Origin of the sequence: Streptomyces sp. NBC_00122 (assembly GCF_045160845.1) — a bacterium.
GTDB lineage: Bacteria > Actinomycetota > Actinomycetes > Streptomycetales > Streptomycetaceae > Streptomyces.
Window position 1 is genome coordinate 1,260,596 of the sequence record NZ_CP108191.1, and the last position, 17,021, is coordinate 1,277,616.

A 17,021-nucleotide genomic window follows, 5' to 3' on the forward strand; every position below is an offset into this window, starting at 1 on the left:
TTGGTGCGCCGGTAAGAGCGCCGGCGAGCTGTAAATGGGATGTCCCCGACCGCTTACGACCCTACCTCTCCGTGAGCTTTTGGGTGACATCGGTCGGAGCCTGACACGCCCCGAGGTCCGGCTCCGGAAGCTCCGGCACGGGACCTCGGGACCTTGTGCGCCGTCACTCAGGGTGAGTGCCGGGAGGGCCGCTGATCAGCGGTTCAGCGCTCGCAGCGCCTTACCGACGAGTAGCGCGCGGTCCGCGGGGGCCGGCAGGTGTTCCAGGCCGAAGCCGAGCAGTACGGTGTCACGCGTAGTGACCGCGGCATAGGACTTGTAGAGCTCTCCGGTCCGGGTCCAGTCGCCGGGAACTTCAGGGCTTCCCACAGGAGCGCCCTGGGCGGTCCAGGCGCCGAGGGAGGTCTCGAACCCCTCCACGGCCTGGTCCGCGCCGCCGACCTTCAGGCGTGCCTCGTCCGCGAAGACGCCGCGGCCGCCGGAGCCTCCGTCGGTGATGTAGGAGAGCGAGACCTCGACGGTCTTGCCCGCGTAGGCGCTCAGGTCGAAGGAGACCTGCTTCCAGCCGCCGGAGGAGCCCGTGAAGCTGTTCCACGCGCCGCTGGTGCCCTTGGAGGTGCAGCTGCCGCCGTCCAGGGTGAGGTAATGGCGCAGGAACGGATGGCCGTTGACGAAGAACCCGGCCCCGCACTCCTCGGGAACGGCCGTGCTGCTCAGGCCGCCCGCGTCCGGCAGGGTGGTCCAGTCGTCCCCGCCCACCGTGTGCGCCTCCAGCACGGCGTGGTCGTAGGCCTCCTCGGTGTTCCAGCTCAGCGCGAGCGCCAGCTGCGGCTTGTCGGCGGCGGTGACCTTGGTCAGGTCGACCGTGCGGACCAGCCGCTTCCAGTCGTCGTCCTCGTGGAGGGCCGAGGCCATCGAGGTGCCCGCGTAGGGGGCGTACGGGTTCACGACGCCGGTGAACTGGCCCGCCTGCGCGCTCTTGAACTGCGGGAACTGCGCAGGAGCCAGGGTCTCGGAGGTCACGGTGTAGGAGCCGGGGGCGTTCAGCGGGTTGCCCGCGGCGTCGCCGAGGCCGCCCTTCGCGCCGTTCAGCAGCCCTCCGCCGGTGAAGCCGGTGGCACCGGGGGTGCTGGTACGGCCGTACGCGCCGAGCCAGTACTGGCTGAAGTCGTTGGTCACGGCGCGGCCGACCTGGGCGTTGCCGCCCGCCAGCTCACCGGCCTCGATCAGCTTGCCGCCCTCGTTCAGGAAGTCGCGCACCGCCAGCTGGGTGTCGCCGCCGGGCGTCTTGGCGCCGGTGTAGTGGACGGCCGTACCGAAGTGGGACAGCACGCCGAGGTGGTGCGGGACGCCCTGGGTGGCGACGTCCCAGACCGCGGCGGACCTGCCGTTGGCCCGCAGGGCGTCGACGTAGGCCTGGGCGTGCTGGGCCTTGGCGCCCTCCTCCGCGATCACCAGCACGTCCGCGCGCGGCCGCTCGGCCACCGTGTACGTGAAGTGCTCGCTGGAGACCGTCTTGCCGGAGGAGCGGTCGCGGCCGGTGAACCAGACCTCGACCTTGTCGCCGGGCCTGGCGCCGTCCACCTTGGCCCGGTACTCGTCGAACCAGTTGTTGTCGTCGCCGCCGTAGACGTCGCCGCCCTTCCAGGCCTTGAGGTCCTCGTCGTGCGTGCGGCCGCCGTTGATCCTGAAGTTGAGCTCCTTGTCCTTCAGCGCCTTGCGGGCCGTGACGGCGACCGTCTGGTCCTCGCCGCGGGCGACGTAGGAGGTGGTGAAGGGGTCGAGCGTGAAGTCGGCGGCCTTCAGGCCCACGGAGGACGCCGGCCGGTCCGGGTGCGCGGCGCTCTCGCCGACCGAGAGGGCGAAGGAGACGTTCTTGGCGAACTCCGCCTGGATGAGCTTCTCGTCGTCCGGGAAGTTGAAGCCGGAGGCGCAGTCCTCGGGCTTCCACTGGTCGTTCGGGTCGCTCGCGGAGGCCGTCTGGCAGGTGGTCATCTCCGGCGTGAACATCATGACGCCGTTGACGTTGGAGGCGTGGCCGTCGGCCTCGCCGTTGGTGGTGTAGAGCTCGGAGGAGACCTGGGGGTAGTAGCCGGGGACGGCGGGGTTCTCCGGGGTGCCGGCGAGCGCCTTGTAGGCGATGTCGTCGGGGGTGGGGGTGGCCACCTGCCAGCCCACGCCGTAGAGCAGCAGCTCGGCGGCGGAGTGGTAGTTGACGGCGTACTCGAAGCCGATGCGCTTCTCGAAGGCGTCGAGGGCGGCGGTCTCGGGCTCGGAGGACGCCTTGGGGCCGCGGTAGGTCTCGCTCGCCTGGCTGGGCGAGGAACCCTCGTTGTCGTAACCCCACTTGAAGGCGAAGTTCCGGTTGAGGTCGACCCCGTCGCCGGTGGTGATCTTGCCGTCGCCGTTGTTGTCGCGCAGGTTCTTGCGCCACAGCCGCTCGCCGCCGGGCGCGTGCGTGTAGTCGTACCCGTCGGGGTTGGCCGAGAGCAGGAACCACAGCTCCGTGGAGTCCACGAGGCTGGTGATGCGCGGGTCCTTGCCGTAGTTGTCGAGGGTGTGGTGCATCAGCCGCCGGGTCATCTCGGGGGTGATCCACTCACGGGCGTGCTGGTTGGACATGTAGAGCACGGACGGCTTGTCGCCGTCCTTGGTCTTCCTGGCGTTCTTGCTGACCTTGAGGGCGAGGATGTCCTTGCCCTGGACGGTCTTGCCGATGGAGACGACCTTGGTGAGCGCCGGGTTCTGCTGGGCGGTCCGCAGGATCTCCTCCTGGAGGCCGCCCTTGCCGCTGTACGGGCGGAACACGCCGTCCCCGGCGGCCTTGGCTCGGGCCAGGCCCTCGGCCGGGACCTTGTGCTCGGTGAGCTTGACGCCCTGGGCGGTCAGCTCCCCGGCCTGGGCGCCGGTGAGGAAGAGCTCGACGCGGGCGGTGCCGGTCTGCGGGACCTGCTTGCCGAGCTCGTGGGCGTCCTGGCCGGCCGCGAGGACGAGCGGGACCTGCTCCCGGGTGATGTCGGCGTCGTAGACCCGCACGTCGGCATCGGATGCGGCATCGGATGTGGCCATGGAACCTGGCTGGGCCTGCGCCGCGCCGGGCAGTACGGCAAGTGTGGTTCCGAAGACGAGTGCGCTTGCGGCGAGGATCGATCTCGCGCGGTGCCTCATGTGCCCCCCTGGGCGTCGTCTGCCACGAAAGCGTTCGGACGCCAGCCTCAAGACCGGCCCATGCTCATGTCAATGGGGCCTACGGGAAAGGGACCCGCGCGGGTGATCGCGTGGGTCCCTTTGACGTACGGCTTCTCGACTAACCGGCCATGTTGTCGGCCATCTCCTCGCTGAGGTCGAGGTTGGACTCCGTACCCGGGATGCCGAGGTCCTGGGCCCGCTTGTCGGCCATCGCCAGCAGACGGCGGATCCGGCCCGCGACGGCGTCCTTGGTCAGCGGCGGGTCGGCGAGCGCGCCGAGCTCCTCCAGGGAGGCCTGCTTGTGCTCCATGCGCAGCCGGCCGGCCGCGGCGAGGTGCTCGGGGACCTCCTCGCCGAGGATCTCCAGCGCGCGCTGGACGCGGGCTCCGGCGGCCACCGCGGCCCGCGCCGAGCGGCGCAGGTTGGCGTCGTCGAAGTTGGCGAGGCGGTTGGCGGTGGCGCGCACCTCGCGCCGCATCCGCCGCTCCTCCCAGGCCAGCACCGACTCGTGCGCGCCGAGCCGGGTCAGCAGCGCGCCGATCGCGTCGCCGTCACGGACCACGACCCGGTCGACTCCGCGTACCTCGCGCGCCTTGGCGGCGATGGAGAGCCTGCGGGCGGCGCCCACCAGGGCCAGGGCGGCCTCCGGACCGGGGCAGGTGACCTCCAGGGAGGAGGACCGGCCCGGCTCGGTCAGCGAGCCGTGGGCCAGGAAGGCGCCGCGCCAGGCCGCCTCGGCGTCGCAGGTGGCACCGGAGACCACCTGGGGCGGGAGACCCCGGATGGGCCGTCCGCGGCCGTCCACGAGGCCCGTCTGGCGCGCCAGCTGGTCGCCGCCGGCCACGACCCGGACCACGTAGCGGCTGCCGCGGCGCAGTCCGCCCGGAGCCATGACCACCAGGTCCGAGGAGTGGCCGAAGATCTCCAGGATGTCCTTGCGCAGCCGGCGGGCGGCGATCCCGGTGTCCAGCTCCGCCTCGATGACGATGCGGCCGCTCACCAGGTGCAGCCCGCCCGCGAACCGAAGGATCGCCGAGACCTCCGCCTTCCTGCAGCAGGTCCGGGTGACGGGGAGGCGGGAGATCTCATCCTTCACCGCGGGCGTCATCGCCATGGGCCGATCCTTCCATGCATCCGAAAAATACGGTCGTACGCGGCGGCGAGCAGCTCCGGATCATGCTTCGGAGAGCCGTCTTCCCTGGCCACCGGCGCCAGCTCGACCGCGGCACCGAACCGTTTTGCGGCATCGGCCAGGGACTCGCGGTCGGGCACGGCGGCCTCGTCGGCCAGCACCACGTCCAGGGCGAGTTTAGGGGCGTGTCGGGCCAAAACCTCCAAATGACGCTGCGGAGAGAAGCCCTCTGTTTCGCCGGGCTGCGGCGCGAGGTTCAGCGAGAGGACCCTGCGGGCCTTCGTTTCGACCAGTGCGTCCAGCAGTTCCGGCACCAGCAGGTGGGGAATCACGGAGGAGAACCAGGACCCCGGACCGAGCACCACCCAGTCGGCGTCCAGGACGGCCGCGACGGCCTCCGGCACGGCCGGCGGGTCGCCGGGCACGACCTGCACGGAGAGCACCTCGCCGGGGGTGAGGGCGACGGTGGCCTGCCCGCGGACGGTGTCGACGTCCTCGGGGCGCGCCGGGTCGTGGCCCCTGACCAGGGCCTGGAGCTCCAGCGGCACGGCCGACATCGGCAGGACGCGGCCTTGCGCGCCGAGCAGCTTGCCGACCAGGTCGAGGGCCTGGACGGGGTCGCCGAGCTGTTCCCACAGGGCGACGATCAGCAGGTTGCCGACGGCGTGCCCGTGCAGGTCGCCCTCGGACTGGAAGCGGTGCTGGATGACGCGGGCCCAGGTCTGGCCCCAGTCGTCGTCCCCGCACAGCGCGGCCAGCGCCTTGCGCAGGTCGCCGGGCGGCAGCACGCCGAGCTCCTCCCGGAGCCGGCCGCTGGATCCGCCGTCGTCGGCGACGGTGACCACGGCGGTGAGGTCACCGGTGATCCGGCGCAGGGCTGCGAGGGAGGCCGACAGGCCCTGGCCGCCGCCCAGCGCGACCACCTTGGGCGCGGTGCCGCGCCGTCGGCCGGAACGGCGTGCACCGTCCTCGCCCCGGGAGGGGGCAAGGCGGCGCAGGCGGCTCAGCCGCGGGGTCCGTGCGGTCACTCGCGCCCCATGTCCCGGTGGACTACGACGGTCTCGACTCCCTCGGAGGCGAGGCGGGCGGCGAGCTTCTCGGACATGGCCACGCTGCGGTGCTTGCCGCCCGTGCACCCGACCGCGATGGTCACGTACCTCTTGCCCTCGCGGCGGTAGCCGGTGGCGATGAGCTGGAGCAGCTCGGTGTAGCGGTCGAGGAACTCCTTGGCGCCGGGCTGGCTGAAGACGTACCCCGACACCTCCTCGTTGAGCCCGGTGAAGGGGCGCAGCTCCGGCACCCAGTGCGGGTTGGGGATGAAGCGGCAGTCGACGACGAGGTCGGCGTCGACGGGGAGGCCGTACTTGTAGCCGAAGGACATGACGGTGGCCCGCAGCTCGGGCTCCTCGTCCCCGGCGAACTGCGCGTCCATCTTGGCGCGCAGCTCGTGCACGTTCAGGCTGGAGGTGTCGATCACCAGGTCGGCGTCGCCGCGCAGCTCGCGCAGCAGGTCGCGCTCGGCGGCGATGCCGTCGGTGATGCGCCCGTCGCCCTGGAGCGGGTGCGGGCGGCGGACCGATTCGAAGCGGCGGACCAGCGCGTCGTCGGAGGACTCCAGGAAGACGATGCGGCGGGTGACGCCCTTGCTGTCGAGGTCGGCGAGGGACTCGCGCAGGGCGTCGAAGAACTGGCGGCCGCGGACGTCGACGACGACGGCGATGCGCGCCACGTTGCCCTGGGAGCGGGCGCCGAGCTCCACCATGGTGGGGATCAGCGCGGGCGGAAGGTTGTCGACGACGAACCAGCCGAGGTCCTCCAGACACTTGGCCGCCGTACTGCGGCCGGCCCCGGACATGCCGGAGATGATCACCAGCTCGGGGATGGCCGCCTCGGCGGTCTCGCCGGGCTCCACTGTCGTGCCCGTACTCACCTGTGCTCCGTCTCGGTCGTGCGCGGTCTCGTGCTCGGTCATTGCTCGGTCCCCCGTTCGGACGATGTTCCCCCAGCTGACGCTGGGAGGTGCCCCCACCCAGCTACCGCTGGGAGGAGCCCCCGCCCGCGGGGGCGGGGTTCTCATCCTCAATGATCTCTCCTGTGGCCGTGTTGACGGCAGGACCAGCGGGAACCGCCCGGGCGAGGGCCGCGGCCACGGTCTCCGCCGTCTTGCGGCCTATGCCGGGGACCTCGCAGATCTGGTCGATTGTCGCCTGTCTCAGCTTCTTCACCGAACCGAAGTGTTTGACCAGGGCCTGCTTGCGCGTCTCGCCCAGCCCGGGCACCTCGTCCAGCGGGCCCGCCTTGAGCCGCTTTCCGCGCTTGTTGCGCTGGTACTGGATGGCGAACCGGTGGGCTTCGTCACGTACCCGCTGGAGCAGGTAGAGGCCCTCGCTGGTGCGGGGCAGCACCACCGGGTCGTCCTCGCCGGGCAGCCAGACCTCCTCCAGCCGCTTGGCCAGGCCGCACACGGCCACGTCGTCGACCCCGAGCTCCTCCAGGGCCCGCTTGGCGGCGGCGACCTGCGGCTGCCCGCCGTCGACCACGACGAGCTGCGGCGGGTACGCGAAGCGCCTGGGCCGCCCGTCCTCGTCGGGCGACGCGCCGTCGCCCTCCTCCGGTTCCCACTCCCCGGTCTTCAGCTTCTCCTGGAGGTAGCGGCGGAAGCGCCGGGAGACGACCTCGTGCATGGAGCGGACGTCGTCCTGCCCCTCGAAGGATTTGATCTGGAAGCGCCGGTACTCGCTCTTCCTCGCCAGCCCGTCCTCGAAGACGACCATGGAGGCGACCACGTCGTCGCCCTGGAGGTGCGAGATGTCGAAGCACTCGATGCGCAGCGGCGCGCTGTCCAGCTCCAGGGCCTCGGCGATCTCCTCCAGGGCCCGGGAGCGGGTGGTCAGGTCGCTGGCGCGCTTGGTCTTGTGCAGGGCGAGGGACTGCTGCGCGTTGCGGTGGACGGTCTCCATGAGGGCCTTCTTGTCGCCGCGCTGCGGTATGCGCAGGCTGACCTGCGACCCGCGCCGCTCGGCGAGCCACTGGCTCAGCGTGGGCGTGTCCTCGGGGAGCGCCGGGACGAGCACCTCCTTGGGGACGGCCTCGCCCTTCTCCTCCCCGTACAGCTGCTGGAGGGCGTGCTCGACGAGTCCGGCGGTGTCGACGGCCTCGACCTTGTCGGTGACCCAGCCGCGCTGGCCGCGGACCCTGCCGCCGCGTACGTGGAAGATCTGCACGGCGGCTTCGAGCTCGTCCTCGGCGACCGCGATGAGGTCGGCGTCGGTGGCGTCGGCGAGGACGACCGCATTCTTCTCCATGGCGCGGCGCAGCGCCCCGATGTCGTCGCGCAGCCGGGCAGCCTTCTCGTACTCCATCTCCTCTGCGGCCTCGTGCATCTCCTGCTCCAGGCGGGAGAGGTACGTCCCGGTCCGGCCGGCCATGAAGTCGCAGAAGTCCTCGGCCAGTTCGCGGTGCTCCTCGGGGGTGACCCGGCCGACGCAGGGCGCGGAGCACTTGCCGATGTAGCCGAGCAGGCAGGGCCGGCCGATCTGCGCGGAGCGCTTGAACACTCCCGCGGAGCAGGTCCGTACCGGGAACACGCGGAGCATCAGGTCGACGGTCTCGCGGATGGCCCAGGCGTGCCCGTACGGACCGAAGTAGCGCACGCCCTTCTTCTTCGGCCCGCGCATGACCTGGACCCGCGGGTACTCCTCGTCGAGGGTGACGGCGAGGGAGGGGTAGCTCTTGTCGTCGCGGTACTTGACGTTGAACCGCGGGTCGTACTCCTTGATCCAGGAGTACTCCAGTTGGAGCGCCTCGACCTCGGTGGAGACGACCGTCCACTCGACGGAGGCGGCGGTGGTCACCATGGTGGCGGTACGGGGGTGCAGCCCGGCGAGGTCCTGGAAGTAACTGGCCAGGCGCTGGCGCAGGCTCTTGGCCTTCCCGACGTAGATCACCCGGCGGTGCTCGTCGCGGAATCTGTAGACCCCCGGGGAGTCGGGGATCTGTCCCGGCTTGGGGCGGTAGCTGGAAGGGTCGGCCATGCCAACCACCCTACTGGCGCGGGCTGACAACGGACCGTACCCGTCGCCTCCGGCCGGGGCCCGGGCGGTCCGCGCCGCGGGGCCTGGCCCCTGGCCTCCGGCGGAAGCCAGGGGCCTGCGGGCGCGGGGGCTACGCCTCGGCGGCGACGCGGCGGCGGCGCAGGGCCAGCGCCCCGGCCCCGCCCAGCACGATCGCCCCGGCGGCCGCGGCCGTCAGCGTCAGCGTCGCCGTCGCCGTCCGCGTCGCGTCGGGCTCCGGGGAAGCCGCGAAACCACCGGCCCCGCCCCCCTTGGCATAGGCCGAGCCGGGGAGCTTGTCCCCGTACGCCTCGGCGACCCGAGCCCGGTACGCGCCCAGGCTCGTCCCCCCGGCGCCCACGGCCCGCACCGCGTCCTCGTCCAGCGGCAGCACCCTGCTGCCCCCGGCCACGTACCAGGCGTCGATCTGCGGCTCCCGGAACACGGTCCCTCCGGGCAGCTTCGCGGCGCCCAGCTGCGCGTAGCGGAATTCGTCGTCGCCGGTGGCGATGTTCACGACCTGCCAGCCGGCCTCCGTCCGCGCGGTCCACAGCGCGGCCTGCTGCCCGTCGGAGGAGACCGCCTTGCTGGCGAGGAACTCCAGGCGGGCGACGGGCGCCCCCGCCTTGCCCGCGACGAACTCCGGGGAGAGGTAGCTGACCGGTATCGCCTCCCCCTCTATCCGGGGCTGCGCGGCTGCCGGCGAGACCTTGCCCTCCCGGGCGAAGAAGCGGGAGAGCGTGGCCGTGCTGTCGGGGGCGGCGGCCACCTGCGCGGCGGCCGCCCGGTTCTCGGCCGTGGCGGCCTGGGGCTGCGGCACGGGGGCGGCGACGGCCTGCGGGGCGAGGCCGAGGAGGGCGGTGGCCGCGAGGACCACGGTGGCGGCGGTGGCGGTGGCGCGCAGGGTCATGGCGCTCACGCCCCGATCCGGTAGAGGGAGTGGGTCCAGGAGAAGGTGCTGTTGTCCACGTACCAGGCGTGCGAGGCCCAGTTGTAGCGGTCGCTTGAGGGCCACGGGTCGCCCCAGTAGACCCAGCTGCTGGCGGTGTCGTAGCCGTAGATCACGTGCATGTGGCCACCTCCGCCCGACCACTGGATCCGGGTCTCGATCGGCCGGTTGGCGTTGATCTCGGTCTGGACGGTGGAGTACTGGAGCCAGCCGGTCACGTACGAGCCGGGGCTGATGCCCGCCCAGCGCAGCCCGGTCTGGACGTTGCCGAGGGTGGCCTGGTTGTTGGGGCAGTCGTAGCCCTGCTGGCGGTTGAAGGCGGCATTGCAGAACTGGTTCTGGCTGTAGTTGCGGCCGAACCAGGTGGCGATGGTGTTGCCGCCCGCGGCCCAGCACCAGTTGGTCTTCTCCTGCGCCTGCATGGTGATGTTCAGGCGCTTGTACGCGAGGGCGGCGCTTTCGGCCGGGGCGGCGGCGGTACCGGCGGCGGCGCTGGTACCGGCAGCGGTGGTATCGGCGGCGGCGGCGGTGCCGGCACCGAGGGACAGGGCGAGGAGCAGGGCGGAGATGACGGCGGCTGGGGAATGCCGCCGGATTCTGTTGCGCATCGCGTTCCTCCCGAGGCGGGGATGTGGGGGTGGAGGAGCGCGTCCGGACGCTGTGGAGGAGCATCAGGGTGTTGTCCGGATCAGGTCAACCCGCTTCAATACGCGGTGACACCGCCGTGTGAACGGTGGGGCTGCGGTGTGAATGGTGACTGTCGTTTCATCTGGTCCGGCAGAGCCGCCGACGCGATCCACGGTGCCCGCGCGCGTGAACGTTCACAGAGGAGGCGCCATGCGGCCGACCGGGGACACGGCGGACTCGGCCGACGCGGCAGAACTCAGCCGGCTGCTGCGCGGCGGCCCCTTCCACCTCGCCCTGCGCGCCGCCCTCGCCGCGCGTGGACTTCCCCTGCACCGGGTCCAGCACCGGCTCGCGGCCCGGGGGATCAAGGTCGGTGTCACCAGCCTCAGCTACTGGCAGCAGGGCGCCCGGCGGCCGCGGCACGCCGAGTCCCTGCGGGCCGTGACGGCCCTGGAGCAGATCCTGGAGCTGCCCGACGGGGCCCTCGTCCGGCTGCTCCTCGCCCCGGAACCCGCCCCCGGGCCCGCCCGCCCGGCCGCCCGCTCGTACCGGGCCCTGTTCAGCGTCGGCGGGACGGTGGAGCAGCTGCTGGACGGGATGGAACTCCCGTCGGACGGCGGACTGCACACGCTCGCCCACCACGAGCGGGTCCGCATCGGCCCGGCGGGCGAGATGCTGGCCCGCGAGTCGCAGCAGATCGTCCGGGCCCACCGGGACGGGGTCGACCGCTACGTCGCCGTCCACCACGGCGATCCGGGCTGCGACGTGTCCCGGATCAGCGTGACGGCGTACGAGAACTGCCGCACGGGCCGTGTGCGGTGCCACCCGGAGGCCGGGGTGGTGGTCGCGGAGCTGCTCTTCGACGCCCGGTTGCGGCGCGGGGACACGTACGTCTTCGGCTACGGCATCGAGGACGGCACGGGCGTCCGCAGCGGCGAGTACGTGCGCGGCTTCAGCTACGCGGGCGGCCAGTACATGCTCCAGGTCCGCTTCGACGAGTCCGCCCTGCCGGTGCGCTGCCGCCGCTTCGCGCGCAGCGGGCCGAAGGCCGCGCGCACCGGCCTCGCGGACCTCACGCCGAGCGGCGGCCACCGGGCGGTGCACCTGGTGGAGCAGGCGGTACGGCGCGGGATCCTCGGGATCGTCTGGGACTGGGACTGACCGGCCCGCTCCCGGTCAGCCCGCGACGAGCTTGCCGTTCTCCGCCTTGACGGGGACCGCGGGCAGCGGGTCGGTGGCCGGGCCGCGCAGCACCTTGCCGGTCGCCACGTCGAAGCGGCTGCCGTGGCAGGGGCAGTTGCCCTCACCTTCGACGATCTTGTCCAGTACGCAGCCGGCGTGCGTGCACTGGGCGCTGAACGCCTTGTATTCGCCCTCCGCCGGGCAGCTGACGATCAGCTTCCGCTCCCGGTACAGTTTCGCCCCGCCGACCGGGACCTCGGCCGCGGCTCCCAGCTCCACCGGGGCGGTGGGCGTCGCGGGAGTGTTCCCGCCGGTACGGCTCTCGGTGGAGCAGGCCGCGAGTGCCGCTCCGGCGCCGGCCGCTCCCGCGAGCGCGGCGGCGCCCCTGAGCACGGTACGGCGGGCGGGGGACGGCGACACGGACATGGAACTCTCCTGGAGAAGCGGGCGGGGCACGGCGCACCCGACGATACCGCCGTCCGATGGGGTACCTTCCCCCGCGTGATCGTCGTCGGCGGAGAAGCCCTCATCGACCTGGTGCCCGTGGCACGGCCGCCGGGCGCCCTGCTGCCCCGGCCGGGCGGCGGACCGTACAACACCGCTCTCGCGCTCGGCCGCCTCGGCGCCGAGGTGGCCTTCTGCTCCCGGGTCTCGGCCGACGGCTTCGGCGAGAACCTGCTGACCGGGCTGCGGGCGGCCGGCGTGGACCTGTCGCTCGTGCAGCGCGGGCCGGAGCCGACCACCCTCGCCGTGCCCTCGCTGGCCCCGGACGGCTCGGCCTCGTACGGCTTCTACGTCGAGGGCACCGCGGACCGGCTGTTCACCCTGCCGCCCACCCTCCCGGCCTCCGTACGGGCCCTCGCGCTCGGGACCTGCTCGCTCGTGCTGGAGCCGGGCGCGAGCGCGTACGAGACCCTGCTGCGCCGGGAGTCGCGGCGCGGGCTGCTGACCCTGCTGGACCCCAACATCCGGCCGGCGCTGATCGCGGATCCGGCTGCCTACCGCGCCCGGTTCCTGACCGGGCTGCTGCCGTACGCGTCCGTCCTCAAACTGTCGGAGGAGGACGCCTTCTGGCTGGGGGGCCGGCCCCGCGACTGGCTGGCGGCGGGGCCGTCGGCCGTGGTCCTGACCCGGGGCGCGGCGGGGCTGACGGTCTGGACGCGGGAGGGCGCGGAGCACTCGGTGGCGGCCCGCCGGGTCACGGTGGCGGACACGATCGGGGCGGGCGACACCGTCAACGCCGCTCTGCTGCACCGGCTCTCAGATGCGCGGGACCGCGCGGTGGACTGGCCCGACGTGCTGGCCTACGCCGCGCACGCGGCGGCCTTGACCTGCACGCGGGCGGGCGCGGAGCCGCCGTACGCGGCGGAGCTGTAGCGCTTCAGCGCAGTGCGGCAGCGCTTCAGCGCAGTGCGGCCCAGACCGTCCGGGCCACGGCGGGGGCGAACTCCTCCACCGGCTGGACCACGTCCGCACCGGAGAAGTGCAGGAAGAAGGCCCGCTGGAAGCAGGCGCCGAGCAGCAGGGACGCGGCGGCCCGCGGATCGGCGTCGGGGCGCAGCCGTCCGGCGTCGAGCTCGCGCCGCAGCCGCCCGGCCAGGGCGTCGAGGATCACGTGCGGCCCGGCGCCGATCTTCCGCACGCCCTCGCGGTGGCGGGTGAGCAGGACGGGGTCGGCGAAGAGCGAGGCGGCCATGGGCATCGCGTCGGCGTAGAAGAGCGAGGCGTGCCGGGCGATGGCGGCGAGCCCCTCTTCGACCCCTCCCTCGGATCCCTCCTCGGCTCCCTGCCCGACCGCGCCCTCTCCCGGCTCGGCGAGCAGGGCGGTCATGAGCGGGCCCGCGTTGGGCGTGCGCTCCATCAGCACCCGCACGAACAGCTCTTCCTTGTTCGCGAAGTGCTTGTAGAGCGCGGCCTCGGAGCAGCCGGCCTCGCGGGCGATGGCCTTGGTGGTGGCATTCGCCAGTCCACTGGTGCGCATCAGGGTCTCGGCGGCGTCGAGGAGCCGCTCGGGGGTGGGGCGGCTTGACTTTGAGGTGAGCATTCACTCACCCTAGTCGAAGCGAGGGTGAGTGAATGCTCACCCACCACCTGCTCCACCTCTTCGGCCACGGGGGAATCCATGAAGATCACGGTGTTCGGTGCCACGGGCGGCGTCGGCCGCGAAGTCGTCCGGCAGGCACTCGACGCGGGGCACGAGGTGACCGCGGTGGTCCGCGACCCGGCCCGCCTGCCCGTTCCCGCCCACGAGCGGCTCCACGTGGCCACGGTGGCCGACGTGACCGACCAGGAGGCGCTGCTGCCGGTGGTGAGCGGCCAGGACGCGGTGGTCTCCGCACTGGGCGCGGCGACCAACAAGCAGGCCAAGCAGACTCCCATCGCGGGCCCGGCCCTCGACGCGATCACCTCGGCCATGGACCGGGCGGGCGTGCGGCGGCTGTCCGCCGTCAGCGCCGCTCCGGTCGGCCGGCTACCGGACGGCGAGGGGGTGTTCACCCGGGCCGTGGTCTACCCGCTGCTGCGCAGGCTGCTGCGGGACGTGTACGCGGACCTCGCGGACATGGAGGCGGCGATGGGGGCGAGCGGTACGCAATGGACGGTCATCCGCCCGCCGATGCTCCAGAACAAGCCCCACACCGGGAGGTACCGGCGCGCGATCGACGGCAACGTGCGGGGCGGCCGGGTCATCCCCCGCGCGGACGTCGCGGACGCCCTGCTGGCGAGCCTGACGGACCCGGCCACCGCCGGCCACGCGGTGGGCGTGGCGTCGTAGGGCCGCCCGGCCCCGCTGGCGGGGCTCCGCCCAAGAGCCCGCGGCAGCCCCCGCAACGGCGCCGCAGACGCAGAGGGGCCCGGCCGGCCGGCCGAGCCCCTCCCGCCGCGCTCAGCGCAGCGGCTACGCCTTGCGGGCCCGCGCCGCCGTCTTCTTGGCCGGGGCCGCCTTCTTCGCGGCAGCGGCCGTGGCCGCCTTCTTGGCCGGGGCCTTCTTCGCCGGGGCCTTCTTCGCCGCGGCCCTCGCCGGGGGCACCACCGCGTCGGAGACGCGGTCCGCCCCCAGGATGTCCCGCAGGAACTTGCCCGTGTGGCTCGCGCCCACCGACGCGACCTGCTCCGGCGTGCCCTCGGCCACCACCAGGCCACCGCCGTATCCGCCTTCCGGGCCCATGTCGATGACCCAGTCCGCGGTCTTGATGACGTCCAGGTTGTGCTCGATGACGATCACCGAGTTCCCCTTGTCCACCAGCCCCGACAGCACCTTGATCAGCTTCGAGATGTCCTCGAAGTGCAGACCCGTCGTCGGCTCGTCCAGCACGTACACCGTCCGGCCCGTCGACCGCTTCTGGAGCTCCGAGGCCAGCTTCACGCGCTGCGCCTCGCCACCCGACAGCGTCGGCGCGGACTGGCCGAGGCGGACGTAGCCCAGCCCGACCTCATTCAGCGTTTTCAGGTGGCGTGCGATCGTCGGCACCGCCTCGAAGAAGTCCAGCGCCTCCTCGATCGGCATGTTGAGGACTTCCGCGATGGACTTGCCCTTGTAGTGGACCTCCAGCGTCTCCCGGTTGTACCGGTCGCCGTGGCAGACCTCGCACGGGACGTAGACGTCCGGCAGGAAGTTCATCTCGATCTTGATCGTGCCGTCGCCGGAGCAGTTCTCGCACCGGCCGCCCTTCACGTTGAAGGAGAAGCGGCCCGGCAGGTAGCCGCGCACCTTCGCCTCCATCGTCTCCGCGAACAGCTTGCGCACGTGGTCGAAGACACCCGTGTACGTCGCCGGGTTGGAGCGCGGCGTCCGGCCGATCGGCGACTGGTCGACGTGCACGACCTTGTCGACGAGGTCGTCGCCGTCCACCCGGGTGTGCCGTCCCGGCACCGACCGGGCGCCGTTGAGCTCGCGCGCCAGGTGCGTGTAGAGGATGTCGTTGACCAGGGTCGACTTGCCCGAGCCCGACACACCCGTGACGGCCGTGAGCACGCCGAGCGGGAAGGCGACGTCGATGTCCTGGAGGTTGTTCTCCTTGGCCCCGTGCACGGTCAGCTTCCGCTCACCGTTCACGGGACGGCGTACGTCCGGGATCGCGATGGACCGCTTGCCGGACAGGTACTGCCCGGTCATCGAGTCGGTGTTCTTCAGCAGCTCCTTCAGCGAACCGCTGTGCACCACCTTGCCGCCGTGCTCGCCGGCGCCCGGGCCGATGTCCACGACCCAGTCGGCCACCTTGATGGTGTCCTCGTCGTGCTCGACCACGATGAGCGTGTTGCCCATGTCCCGCAGCCGCACCAGCGTCTCGATCAGCCGGTGGTTGTCGCGCTGGTGCAGGCCGATGGAGGGTTCGTCCAGCACGTAGAGCACGCCGACCAGGCCGGAGCCGATCTGCGTCGCGAGGCGGATGCGCTGGGCCTCGCCGCCCGACAGGGTGCCGGCGGCGCGGTTCAGCGAGAGGTAGTCCAGGCCGACGTCGACGAGGAAGCGGAGCCGCTCGTTGACCTCCTTCAGGACCCGCTCGGCGATCTTCTTGTCGCGGGCGTCGAGCCGCATCCGGCCGAGGAAGTCCGCGCACTCGCTGATCGACATCGCGGCGACCTCGGCGATGGACTTCTCCATCACCGTCACGGCGAGCACGATCGGCTTGAGGCGGGTGCCCTCACAGGTCGGGCAGGGCACCTCGCGCATGTAGCCCTCGAAGCGCTCGCGGCTGGCGTCGCTCTCGGACTCCGAGTGCCGCCGCTTGACGAAGGGCACGGCGCCCTCGAAGGCCGTGGTGTACGCCCGCTCCCGCCCGTACCGGTTGCGGTAGCGGACCTCGATCTGCGTCTTGTGCCCGTGGAGCAGGGCCTTCTTCGCGCGCACCGGCAGCCCGGCCCACGGGATGTCGGTCCGGAAGCCCAGTTCCCCGGCGAGCGCGCCGACCAGTCGCTGGAAGTAGTCCTTGGTGTGGCCGAGCGACCACGGCGAGACCGCGCCCTCGTCCAGGGACTTCTCCTCGTCCGGAACGATCAGCTCCGGGTCCACCTCCATGCGCGTACCGATGCCGGTGCACTCGGGGCAGGCGCCGAACGGCGAGTTGAAGGAGAAGGAGCGCGGCTCCAGCTCCTCGAAGGACAGGTCGTCGTACGGGCAGTAGAGGTGCTCGGAGTACATCCGCTCACGCTCGGGGTCGTCCTCGGCGAGGTCGACGAAGTCCAGGATGACCATGCCGCCGGAGAGGCCGAGGGCGGTCTCCACCGAGTCGGTGAGCCGGCGCTTTGCGCTGTCCTTGACGGTGAGGCGGTCGATGACCACCTCGATGGTGTGCTTCTCCTGCTTCTTCAGCGTCGGGGGCTCGGAGAGCTGGATGGTCTCCCCGTCCACCCGCGCCCGGCTGTAGCCCTTGGTCTGCAGATCGGCGAAGAGGTCGACGAACTCGCCCTTGCGCTCGCGCACCAGCGGCGAGAGCACCTGGAAGCGGCTGCCCTCGGGGAGCGCGAGCACCTTGTCGACGATGGCCTGCGGCGACTGGCGCGAGATCGGCCTGCGGCACTCGGGACAGTGCGGCTTCCCGATGCGGGCGAAGAGGAGGCGCAGGTAGTCGTAGACCTCGGTGATGGTGCCCACGGTCGAGCGCGGGTTGCGCGAGGTCGACTTCTGGTCGATGGAGACGGCCGGGGAGAGGCCCTCGATGAAGTCGACGTCGGGCTTGTCCATCTGCCCGAGGAACTGGCGGGCGTAGGACGAGAGCGACTCGACGTAGCGGCGCTGGCCCTCGGCGAAGATCGTGTCGAAGGCCAGGGAGGACTTGCCCGAACCGGAGAGTCCGGTGAAGACGATGAGTGAGTCGCGGGGCAGGTCGAGCGAGACATTCTTGAGGTTGTGCTCGCGAGCGCCACGAACGATGAGACGGTCGGTCACGCC

Annotated in this window: 13 protein-coding genes; 3 read left to right on the forward strand and 10 right to left on the reverse strand. The window is 72.0% G+C overall.

Annotated features, from left to right (window positions below; all coding sequences use genetic code 11):
* Positions 1–195: 195 nt before the first annotated feature.
* The 7 genes from OG737_RS05995 to OG737_RS06025 form a co-directional block, all read right to left on the reverse strand.
* Positions 196–3,168 carry a M14 family zinc carboxypeptidase gene (locus OG737_RS05995; RefSeq protein WP_405680077.1) on the reverse strand — a complete coding sequence of 991 codons (2,973 nt, stop codon included), beginning with the start codon at positions 3,166–3,168 and terminating at the stop codon, positions 196–198.
* Positions 3,169–3,307: 139 nt separating this feature from the next.
* Positions 3,308–4,303, reverse strand: coding sequence for a DNA-binding protein WhiA (whiA, locus tag OG737_RS06000; protein ID WP_030009075.1), 996 nt, complete (start codon positions 4,301–4,303; stop codon positions 3,308–3,310).
* Complete coding sequence (gene yvcK / locus OG737_RS06005) at positions 4,294–5,349, reverse strand: uridine diphosphate-N-acetylglucosamine-binding protein YvcK (RefSeq protein WP_328925086.1); 1,056 nt, start codon at positions 5,347–5,349, stop codon at positions 4,294–4,296. Before yvcK ends, whiA begins: the two co-directional genes overlap by 10 nt.
* Positions 5,346–6,293 carry an RNase adapter RapZ gene (gene rapZ, locus OG737_RS06010; protein ID WP_030009073.1) on the reverse strand — a complete coding sequence of 316 codons (948 nt, stop codon included), beginning with the start codon at positions 6,291–6,293 and terminating at the stop codon, positions 5,346–5,348. Before rapZ ends, yvcK begins: the two co-directional genes overlap by 4 nt.
* A gap of 61 nt (positions 6,294–6,354) precedes the next feature.
* Entirely contained in the window at positions 6,355–8,355 is a 2,001-nt protein-coding gene (uvrC, locus tag OG737_RS06015; protein WP_328925087.1) for an excinuclease ABC subunit UvrC, read from the reverse strand.
* A 130-nt stretch (positions 8,356–8,485) separates the two neighbouring features.
* Positions 8,486–9,283: a hypothetical protein gene (locus OG737_RS06020; protein ID WP_328930230.1), complete on the reverse strand. Its 798-nt coding sequence runs from the start codon at positions 9,281–9,283 to the stop codon at positions 8,486–8,488.
* 5 nt (positions 9,284–9,288) lie between these two features.
* Positions 9,289–9,930, reverse strand: coding sequence for a papain-like cysteine protease family protein (locus OG737_RS06025; protein ID WP_328925088.1), 642 nt, complete (start codon positions 9,928–9,930; stop codon positions 9,289–9,291).
* A gap of 229 nt (positions 9,931–10,159) precedes the next feature.
* On the opposite strand from OG737_RS06025, the gene OG737_RS06030 reads away from it, so the two are divergent.
* Complete coding sequence (locus OG737_RS06030) at positions 10,160–11,110, forward strand: hypothetical protein (protein ID WP_405921257.1); 951 nt, start codon at positions 10,160–10,162, stop codon at positions 11,108–11,110.
* Between the two features lie 15 nt (positions 11,111–11,125).
* Here OG737_RS06030 and OG737_RS06035 read toward each other — a convergent pair whose 3' ends face one another.
* The gene (locus OG737_RS06035; RefSeq protein ID WP_328925090.1) at positions 11,126–11,557 is read right to left on the reverse strand and encodes a Rieske (2Fe-2S) protein; all 432 of its coding nucleotides are present in this window, start codon (positions 11,555–11,557) and stop codon (positions 11,126–11,128) included.
* A 75-nt stretch (positions 11,558–11,632) separates the two neighbouring features.
* Here OG737_RS06035 and OG737_RS06040 point away from each other — a divergent pair, with 75 nt between their 5' ends.
* Positions 11,633–12,508 carry a carbohydrate kinase gene (locus OG737_RS06040; RefSeq protein WP_328925091.1) on the forward strand — a complete coding sequence of 292 codons (876 nt, stop codon included), beginning with the start codon at positions 11,633–11,635 and terminating at the stop codon, positions 12,506–12,508.
* 25 nt (positions 12,509–12,533) lie between these two features.
* Here the strand turns inward: OG737_RS06040 and OG737_RS06045 are convergent, their stop codons facing one another.
* Positions 12,534–13,175, reverse strand: coding sequence for a TetR/AcrR family transcriptional regulator (locus OG737_RS06045; protein ID WP_405921258.1), 642 nt, complete (start codon positions 13,173–13,175; stop codon positions 12,534–12,536).
* Positions 13,176–13,253: 78 nt separating this feature from the next.
* Here OG737_RS06045 and OG737_RS06050 point away from each other — a divergent pair, with 78 nt between their 5' ends.
* A complete protein-coding gene (locus tag OG737_RS06050) occupies positions 13,254–13,904 on the forward strand; it encodes an NAD(P)H-binding protein (RefSeq protein WP_328925093.1) in 651 nt (216 codons plus the stop codon).
* 123 nt (positions 13,905–14,027) lie between these two features.
* Here OG737_RS06050 and uvrA read toward each other — a convergent pair whose 3' ends face one another.
* On the reverse strand, positions 14,028–17,018 hold the full coding sequence (gene uvrA, locus OG737_RS06055; protein WP_405921259.1) for an excinuclease ABC subunit UvrA: 2,991 nt from the start codon (positions 17,016–17,018) through the stop codon (positions 14,028–14,030).
* Positions 17,019–17,021: the final 3 nt, after the last annotated feature.

Bases quoted from the DNA above. Each gene is read 5' to 3' on its own strand.
- OG737_RS06035 (WP_328925090.1), bottom strand. From the start codon at position 11,557: ATGTCCGTGTCGCCGTCCCCCGCCCGCCGTACCGTGCTCAGGGGCGCC.
- OG737_RS05995 (WP_405680077.1), bottom strand. From the start codon at position 3,168: ATGAGGCACCGCGCGAGATCGATCCTCGCCGCAAGCGCACTCGTCTTC.
- uvrC (WP_328925087.1), bottom strand. From the start codon at position 8,355: ATGGCCGACCCTTCCAGCTACCGCCCCAAGCCGGGACAGATCCCCGAC.
- OG737_RS06025 (WP_328925088.1), bottom strand. From the start codon at position 9,930: ATGCGCAACAGAATCCGGCGGCATTCCCCAGCCGCCGTCATCTCCGCC.
- OG737_RS06050 (WP_328925093.1), top strand. From the start codon at position 13,254: ATGAAGATCACGGTGTTCGGTGCCACGGGCGGCGTCGGCCGCGAAGTC.
- OG737_RS06030 (WP_405921257.1), top strand. From the start codon at position 10,160: ATGCGGCCGACCGGGGACACGGCGGACTCGGCCGACGCGGCAGAACTC.
- rapZ (WP_030009073.1), bottom strand. From the start codon at position 6,293: ATGACCGAGCACGAGACCGCGCACGACCGAGACGGAGCACAGGTGAGT.
- OG737_RS06045 (WP_405921258.1), bottom strand. From the start codon at position 13,175: ATGCTCACCTCAAAGTCAAGCCGCCCCACCCCCGAGCGGCTCCTCGAC.
- whiA (WP_030009075.1), bottom strand. From the start codon at position 4,303: ATGGCGATGACGCCCGCGGTGAAGGATGAGATCTCCCGCCTCCCCGTC.
- OG737_RS06020 (WP_328930230.1), bottom strand. From the start codon at position 9,283: ATGACCCTGCGCGCCACCGCCACCGCCGCCACCGTGGTCCTCGCGGCC.